This is a genomic window from Calditerricola yamamurae (assembly GCF_054654135.1).
Genome location: NZ_BAAIFH010000002.1, coordinates 1 through 8,250 on the forward strand (window position 1 = coordinate 1; position 8,250 = coordinate 8,250).

6 protein-coding genes are annotated in these 8,250 nt (G+C 56.4%); 3 read left to right on the forward strand and 3 right to left on the reverse strand.

What is annotated here, in order from left to right; all coding sequences use genetic code 11:
* Positions 1-1,179 precede the first annotated feature (1,179 nt).
* The 3 genes from ACYQ0Z_RS00045 (at position 1,180) to ACYQ0Z_RS00055 (ending at position 4,589) form a co-directional block, all read left to right on the forward strand.
* A complete protein-coding gene (locus tag ACYQ0Z_RS00045; RefSeq protein ID WP_459863168.1) occupies positions 1,180-1,701 on the forward strand; it encodes a MerR family transcriptional regulator in 522 nt (173 codons plus the stop codon).
* 351 nt (positions 1,702-2,052) lie between these two features.
* Complete coding sequence (locus tag ACYQ0Z_RS00050; RefSeq protein ID WP_459863170.1) at positions 2,053-2,454, forward strand: ArsR/SmtB family transcription factor; 402 nt, start codon at positions 2,053-2,055, stop codon at positions 2,452-2,454.
* Between the two features lie 2 nt (positions 2,455-2,456).
* A complete protein-coding gene (locus ACYQ0Z_RS00055) occupies positions 2,457-4,589 on the forward strand; it encodes a heavy metal translocating P-type ATPase (RefSeq protein WP_459863172.1) in 2,133 nt (710 codons plus the stop codon).
* Between the two features lie 181 nt (positions 4,590-4,770).
* Here the strand turns inward: ACYQ0Z_RS00055 and ACYQ0Z_RS00060 are convergent, their stop codons facing one another.
* The 3 genes from ACYQ0Z_RS00060 to ACYQ0Z_RS00070 form a co-directional block, all read right to left on the reverse strand.
* Positions 4,771-5,241 carry a putative iron-sulfur cluster-binding metallochaperone gene (locus tag ACYQ0Z_RS00060; protein WP_459863174.1) on the reverse strand — a complete coding sequence of 157 codons (471 nt, stop codon included), beginning with the start codon at positions 5,239-5,241 and terminating at the stop codon, positions 4,771-4,773.
* Between the two features lie 76 nt (positions 5,242-5,317).
* Positions 5,318-6,385, reverse strand: coding sequence for a hypothetical protein (locus ACYQ0Z_RS00065; protein ID WP_459863176.1), 1,068 nt, complete (start codon positions 6,383-6,385; stop codon positions 5,318-5,320).
* 190 nt (positions 6,386-6,575) lie between these two features.
* A complete protein-coding gene (locus ACYQ0Z_RS00070; protein ID WP_459863178.1) occupies positions 6,576-7,241 on the reverse strand; it encodes a hypothetical protein in 666 nt (221 codons plus the stop codon).
* Positions 7,242-8,250: the final 1,009 nt, after the last annotated feature.

Below are 8,250 nucleotides of genomic sequence, written 5' to 3' on the forward strand. Positions count from 1 at the left end.
GCTGCTGCCTCGTAGAGTTTGCCTTCTTTTGGTATATACTTCCAATACGCTTCTGGGATCGCGCTGTCCAGCTCACTCGCTGTGTTCACGCAGCAGGTGAGAGAACAACACAGCATCGACTTTTAGGGACAGACAGACACCACTTTTTGTGCAAAAACAAAACCCTTCTCGCGCACCCGTTTAGTGCGCAAGAAGGGTTTTTCGTTCTCCTTATTTACGCCTCGTGCCGTTCAAAGGCACAAAAAGGCCCTTTTGGTTCACAGTTCCTGCTTCTCCCAGTTAGGAGAAGCCTTTTCAGGCCCGCCATACGCCATTGATACCACGCCACACTACAGCATCAAGGCGTTGCGGCAATCGCGGCTGGTGGCTGCAGCCGCCTTTTGTGCTGCCATGCGCGTCATGGTACCGGGCCACTCCTAATGGTACCAAGGCGCTTGCAGCTCGTGCGATCGGTGGCCTCGATCGCTACCTGCTGCCCTGCGCGTCATGGCACGGGCCACACCTTTATGTGCCAAGGCGCTTGCAGCCTGATCCGGTCGGTGGCCTCGACCGTACCTGCTCCCCTGCGCGTCATGGTGCGGGCCACTCCTTCATGCACCAAGGCGCTTGGAGCCCGCGACTGGTGGCCTCAGCCGACCTGCCCTCATTCACTCACTTCATCGGGGCAGGATTTTCCTGGCCACATTATACCACACTTCTCGATCTGTGGTAGATATTAGCCCCCCACCAAGAAAACCGCTCAGAAGTCAAAATAAAGCGCTTTCATTCTGGCCGCCTCCACCTTACCCACCACCAGGAGGCCTCCACAGCCACCGTATCCGCGCAATCTGGTCACCAAGGGGCGACGCCCGCGCGAAGGCGTCGCCCCTGTAACCACATTGTGCGCCGCAAGAGGCGCGTCAAGGGTACGCGCTTCGCGCCGCTATCGCGCCTTTGACGCGCACGGTGTGACAGTTTGTCATTCCATCATTCCTGACAGATCGGCAGGAAAAACGGGCGTAGGACGGGAAAACGGAAAGGACGAGCGGTGGACGAACGGAACAAGACGCAAGGACGGAAAGGACGGACGACGGACGGATTAATTAAAAACGGATGGACGAAATGGACGAGCGACAGACGATTTAAGCAAAGACGTAAGGACGGAACGAAAAGACGGCAAACAATCGGGGGTGCTACGGATTGACGAGACTGCTGCGTAAAAAAGACCTTGTGGAGATTCTGGGCCTACCGAAGTCAACAATTTCGGACTGGCTCATTGAATTCCACGTTTACATCCCCAAGGTCAAGCAAGGAGCCATCACCTTCTATAAGCCCGAAGCCGTGGACGTACTGAAGGCCATCAAAGAACTGAGAGAGCAAGGCTACCACAAGGTGCAGATCTTCGAAATCCTGGCCGAGCGCGGGTTTCCGGTAACGGTTGACGAAGCCATCGAAGACATGAAGCGCGTGCTCCAGATGCAACGCGAACAGCAACCACGCGATGCAGTGTTCGCGGTTGCACAAACAACGGCACAGCTATCTGTAAAAATGTCCGAGATTGACGAAGCGGTGCAGGAACTGGTGCGAAAGCAGGACGAGACGGACGGACGGATTGCCGAACTTGAACGCCAATTAGAAGCGGTGCGCCGTGAACTCGAACAGACAAAGGCCGAACTAGCCGAAGAACGCGCTAAACCATGGTGGCGGAAACTGTTTAGGTAAAACAGCTAGGACGGAAAAACGGAGAACCAAGAAAAACGGAGAAAAACGGAGCTATCATGAGTTTGACCTTCCCGCAATAATGGTCAAAATGCCCCTGTTTCGCCCAAGTGGAAATCAGCCAAAACCGCCGAAAACGGCCGAAAATCGCCCTCGACGGATGCGACCATCACCGCTACAGTTAACACAGCGTAGATTATGGGACGTTTAGGAAGTAAATGGAAACCAACAAAGGGGGAACTTGGCCCCCTTTGTCGGTGTGGCTGCCCAAACCAACGGTTGTACGTTGTATCGGGAAAACATTATACTAACAGTGAAACGATTATTTTATCGTTTTATTAAGGAGGAGGTCGCATGGCAAGTGAGCGGCTAAACGACGCACATTTTTCCCGATATCCCAATCGAACTAGGGCAGATACGTGCGACGTGTTCATGTACGATGCGGAGAAGGTTAGCCGATTGCGGCAAACGGTTGATCGCGTGAAAGACCTTGCTCCGCTGTTTAAAGTCTTGTCCGACGAAACCCGACTAAAAGTGGCTTATGCCCTTACATTGGAGGACGAACTGTGCGTCTGTGACGTGGCCGCCATAATCGGCTCCTCGATGGCCACGGCTTCGCACCATTTGCGGTTGCTCCGCAACATGGGGCTCGCGACGTACCGCCGTGAAGGAAAGATGGTGTTTTACCGGTTACAAAGCCCTGAGGTTCGTCGGTTGATCCAAGAAGCGCTAACCATTGTTGAAGGGAGAGAATAACCGTGGCGGAAGCGGCGCAGATCAAGAGGGAATACCGCTTAACGGGCTTGACTTGAATGGACTGTGCCGCCAAGCTTGAGCGGCACGTCCAGGCGTTGCCTGGCGTTAAAGAAGCAAAGTTGAATTTTGCGGCATCAAAGTTGACAGTTTTGGGGACGATCTCCACAGAAGAACTGCAGAGAGAGGTCAAAAAGATTGAAGATGTGACGTTGCATCCCGTTGGAACTCCTGAACCTACCGCCACGAAGTCCTTCTGGGCGTCGAACCGCAAAGCACTAACGACCGGGCTTTCGCTTCTGGCCTTGGCAACCGCATTTATCGTGCCAGAACCGTTCGGAAAGGGCTTCTTGCTCGCTTCGATCGCGGTGGGAGGACATTCGTTGCTGCGTAAAGGCACGCGCAACCTGATTCGACTCAACTTTGACATGAACGTGCTGATGACGGTGGCCATCACCGGGGCGCTGTTGATTGGCGAGTGGAAGGAAGCGGCAGTGGTTACGTTTCTCTTCGCCGTCAGTGAGATGCTGGAGTCCTATTCGATGGAAAAAGCTCGCCAGTCGATCCGTGCGCTCATGGAAATCGCGCCGAAAGTAGCCACCGTTCTCCGCGACGGCCAAGAGATTGTCGTTCCGGTGGAAGACCTGGTTGTCGGGGACATCATCTTGGTCAAGCCCGGGGAGAAGATCGCGGCGGACGGGGAGATTGTCGAGGGGACATCATCCATCAATGAAGCTGCCATCACCGGGGAGTCCATGCCCGTCGACAAGACGGTCGGCGATTCGGTTTACGCCGGAACGCTAAACCAGCAAGGAGCAATCAAGGTCCGCGTAACAAAATTGGTTGCGGACACGACGATCGCCAAGATCATTCATCTCGTGGAAGAAGCGCAAAACGAGCGTGCTCCCTCACAAGCGTTTGTTGACCGGTTTGCCAAATATTACACACCAGTCGTTATGGTTCTCGCGCTCGGCGTTGCCCTTGTTCCGCCCCTATTCTTTGGCGCGGATTGGAGTCACTGGATTTACGAGGGGCTCGCGCTCCTAGTCGTCGCATGCCCGTGCGCTCTGGTCGTGTCGACACCGGTGGCCATCGTTTCAGCCATCGGGGCGGCTGCCCGACACGGGGTGTTGATCAAAGGCGGCGTCTATTTGGAAGAGGTCGGCAACCTGAAGGCAATCGCCTTTGACAAAACCGGCACCTTGACAAAAGGTGAACCGGTAGTGACCGATGTCGTGACGTTGGGAGATCGAACGGAGCAAGATGTGCTGGGCATAGCCGCGCGCCTGGAAAAACTGTCGGAACATCCGCTGGCAAAAGCCATTGTCAAAAAAGCAGAAGAGGACGGTTTGGTGGTGAAGCCGGCCGACGAGTTTTCGGCCATCACCGGGAAAGGGGCGTTCGGGCGTGTCGACGAGCAAACCTACTACATCGGAAACCCTCGCCTGTTTGTAGAACTGCACGGTGACATCGGCGCGGTGCAAAATCAGATTTCCGCGCTGCAACGCCAAGGGAAGACCGTTATGCTGTTGGGGACGCCAAACGAACTCGTGGGGCTCATTGCAGTAGCTGATCAGGTGAGGGAACAGAGTGTTCAGGCCGTGCGGGCGCTGAAACAGGCGGGCATCGAAAAAACGATCATGCTAACCGGCGACAACGCCACGACTGCGGCCGCGATCGCCAAGCAGGTGGGGATCGACGAATACCACGCTGAACTGCTTCCGCATGATAAGCTGGAGAAAATCAAACAGCTCCGGGATGCGTACGGGAAGGTGGCCATGGTTGGCGACGGCGTCAATGACGCCCCGGCGCTGGCATCCGCAACGGTAGGCATCGCCATGGGCGGCGCCGGAACCGATACGGCCTTGGAGACGGCGGACATCGCGCTCATGGCTGACGATCTGTCCAAACTACCCTTCACCATCCGCCTGGGACGCCGTGCCGTTCGGGTCATCAAGCAAAACATCTCCTTTTCGCTGATCACGAAGTTCCTCGCCGTTCTCTTGGTGTTCCCGGGTTGGCTCACTCTATGGCTGGCCATCCTTGCCGACATGGGGGCCACCATTCTCGTGACCTTAAACGGGTTGCGTCTCTTGCGAGTGAAATCGGCACCTTCTTTGGAAAGCCAGGAGACCTAAACCTTTCGCTCGGCAACTTCGACCCGCTCATCTTCCCTGTGGTGCACGGGCAATGTAATGAACATGGCAGGACATCCTGCCAAACAGGCAGGATGTCCTGCCTGTTTTTTCTTGACACCGCCGGTGTCTGGAAAAAGGAAACTGCCAAAGGGGGCCGGGTTTCCCCGTTGGCGGCCACGCTTTATGGCAACGTGGCTTTCCACTGGCGCACCACGGCCTGCACGTTGCCGAGACAGCACGCCCCCTGCGGATTGTTCACCTCGCACCCGCAGCGGCCCGCCTTCACATGGGCAGCGATGGTGGCGGAAGCGGTACTCTTGCCCGTTTGGGCGAGCTCGTCGCGAATGCGCCGGCGTGTCCACCCGAAACAATAGCACACCGGCACGTCTTCGCCCGGGTCCTTTTGGTAAACCGGAACCTTCACATCGGCGGTGCGAAAGGGCGCACCATCGGCTGCAAAATACACCACGTCGCACTGTGGTGCGGCACAAAACGCATAGGCCGTCTGCGGATCCAACCGCTCAAGGGCCTCCGGGCGAAGTAGGCTCTTGAGCGTTACCAGGCCAATCGGCTTCCCTTCCTGACCGCATTGGGGGCACCGCAACACCGCCGCAACGGGTTTTCCATTTCCAACGGCACAGCAATCGCTCATTCGCTCTCCCCCTATCGATTGGTTTTGACGGCAAAAAATCGGCCTCGTGCAGCACTGTGCGCCGTCTTTTTGTTTGTCACATCGCGGTCTTGCGTGCCTCCAGCTCCATCAGCAAAGCCAAAAGCTCCGGATCGTCGGCAATGCGGCGCTCCTGCCGTTCTTCATAGCCGCCGGAGGCCTCCATGCGCTCCTGGTGCGCGACGGCGGCCGCCATCTCCTGCATGGCTGTGGCAACCTCCTGCGCGGCCGCGGTGGCCTCGTCAGCAGCCTTTGACGCGCTCAGCCAATCGTAAATGCTGGCGTTGGTGCGGCGGCAGTACACGGCAAGCTGGTGGATCATCGAGCAATAGAAGTACCCCGCAAAATCGCCGTACACCTTGCCTGCACGCAGGCTGCGCAGGTTGGCCTGCAGCGTCTTTGCGGCTATTTGAACCACGTCATCAGTAGTCGGATCAAGGCCCATGCGCCGCGCCGCCAACCGCACTCTGCTCCAAAGCTTTCTTGCCGGCAGATAGTTTTGCATAGCAGTCACAGCAAACCTCTGGGGTACACCGCGTGCTCCTCTGTCCCTGCCCTTTTGGTCCTTTTGAAGCTCTTTTGTTTGACCTTGAACGTTGTTCGTTACTTGAACGTTCTTTGCTTCTCTCTTGTTTACCTCATCCTTATTAACCTCTTTATTCGCCTCCGAAAATGCCCCAAAATCCCTGTTCTGACGCGGCATTTCGGGATCGTACAGAGGGCACTTCAGAGGCTTGTCCAGCGGTTGAACGACGGTAAATGAGCTTCCTTGCTTGCCGTCCACTTTGCGACGGGAAATGCGCTTGATCAAGCCGAACTCGCGCTCCAATCGCCGCTGAGCGGCCTTAACAGCGCTGACACTAAAACCAATTTCCTTAGCGATGCTTGCTGTCCGTGCCCAAACAACTCCAGGTACAAGGCGTGCCCGCTGTGCAAGAAAGTGAACATAGGCCATTTCGCACGGCCGCAGATACGCACCGTATGCCGAGATAAAGGCGTTGATTGTCGCTATAAACGCCGCTACGCTGCTGAACTGAGAAAGTTTGCGCGCCTCGGCGATCAGTCGTTGTCTCCGTGCTCTAGCGGCTGCGATGTCGATGGTTTGTGCTGCGTTTGCTGCAAACATAAAAGCCCTCCTCCCGGTTTTTCACAGGGTGAGGGCCCTTCCCCGGCGTGTCTAAATCGTGGTATAATGAACACGCCACAATTGAAGAAGGTGTACCTCACCCTATTCGTGGGAAGACGGCCGGTCCCCAAACCTTGGGCCGTCTTCTCGTTTTTAATGCTATCAAAATGGTTATTGGCCTGCCAGATGTTCACACCGATGTTGTGCTCATATTGTCTTGCTCTGCAAACACCTGAACCGGCGTACGTTTGCGCGTTATGTGCACCTCCCCCAGCGTCAGCTTGACTTCATTCCGGCGTGCCTGTTTGACCAGATAACGGGCGAGATTTCGCTTCTGTTCAAATATCCCAGCCCAAGACGGGTAAGCGTCGATTTTGCGGAATTCATTCAGCATCAGTTGCTTGTCCTTTGTCTTTGCAGTCTCGTACAGCACGATCCGGAGGCCCTCGTAGGTTTCCCGCGACAAACGTACCGTCACGCGGCCATCAACGATCCGGATCACCAGCGCAGTCAGGTCACTAATGCGAATCTCAAGCGGTCTTTCGCGGATGTCGCAGAAACGATCATCGTACGTTATGCCCTCCTCGATCTCGCCCAAAGTGTGCAGAATAATTGCAATGTTATGCCATCGTACATACACGAAGTTTGCCAAGCCCTTGGCTTTCCTTCTATAACGTTGAAATTTTGAAAGGTTAGTTTTATATTTTCCTATCAATTTACGGTCTATTTCCTCGTATTTATCTTTCTTTTTTAATGGAAAGTACGTTATATGGTAGAAATAATAACCCCTACTAACGAGATAAACGACATACTGCACGAGTCCTTGCCAGCTTGCCGCCAGATACCGAGTCCCCATCCTGTCACCTCCCGGTGAACTTGAAAAAGATGAAAAGGGACGGCCGCCAGGCCAGCCAGCCCCTCATCGGGGCTGGCCCCAACACCAACAATCGCCTACGGATTGCGCTTTCGACTGGCCATTGTGCACGGGTCGCCACTCCCGTGCAGCCAACGCTGAACCACTGCCCACGCAGTCCAGCGCCCCCTGAAGGGGATCTACTTGCGCAAGCTCCCGGACCTCGCACGCACCAAAGTCGGCGCGCCGTTCGGCCCTTCCCCCGTTAGTCGGCAGCTCTGGCAACAGACTGCGGTCGCCTTTCTAAGCTAAACGGCTTGTGCAGCGCTTTGGCGCGCTGCGGGGCAGAACATGGAAGCTCCCCCTTACTCCCCTGCTATCCTTGCGGATCAGCAGGGTTTCGGTACGCCGCTGCCTCAGGCTCTCGGGCCTGCCCGCTTTCTGTTGCCTCACCCGGTTGCTTCCCACGTGTGGAGTGCTTTGGCCGCCCGCATTGGTGGGCGGGCCTTTAACGGGTTGAGCTATTCGCCGGCGAACATTACTGCTCACCAGCTCCCCCGCCGGGCCTGCGTTGGGCCGTCGCCGAATCCCCCCGCAGGGTGGATTAGTCCCCCATTGGGACGTCACCACTTTGCTGCCGACCAGCACCGCGCGCCATGCCGCGCGGCACCTTGTCCGGGTCGCCCACGTTCAAAGCATCCAGTGGGTAGAAGGCCCTCATCGGGCCAGCCCCCATCCCCACCGCGCCAGCGCCTCTCGACGCACGCGGCGAGTCCCGCCGCGACTACGTTCACGGTGGCGAGCCGTGAGGTCGCGTCGCGGCAGCCCGCGTCCGCTCGGTGGCGTCGAGCGTCGCGGACCTGCGAAGTTGGTGTTGGTGTCGGTCTAGCGGACTTGCTCGTCCATGTTCTCTTGTCTCTCTGTCCCTACAGCGGCCAGGTCAACTTCTTAACCGGTGTTCACTTTCTCACCTCCAGGCATGCTTTTTCCATGTTCCTCTACGAAGTAGCTT

Bases quoted from the DNA above. Each gene is read 5' to 3' on its own strand.
- ACYQ0Z_RS00065 (WP_459863176.1), bottom strand. From the start codon at position 6,385: ATGTTTGCAGCAAACGCAGCACAAACCATCGACATCGCAGCCGCTAGA.
- ACYQ0Z_RS00050 (WP_459863170.1), top strand. From the start codon at position 2,053: ATGGCAAGTGAGCGGCTAAACGACGCACATTTTTCCCGATATCCCAAT.
- ACYQ0Z_RS00070 (WP_459863178.1), bottom strand. From the start codon at position 7,241: ATGGGGACTCGGTATCTGGCGGCAAGCTGGCAAGGACTCGTGCAGTAT.
- ACYQ0Z_RS00060 (WP_459863174.1), bottom strand. From the start codon at position 5,241: ATGAGCGATTGCTGTGCCGTTGGAAATGGAAAACCCGTTGCGGCGGTG.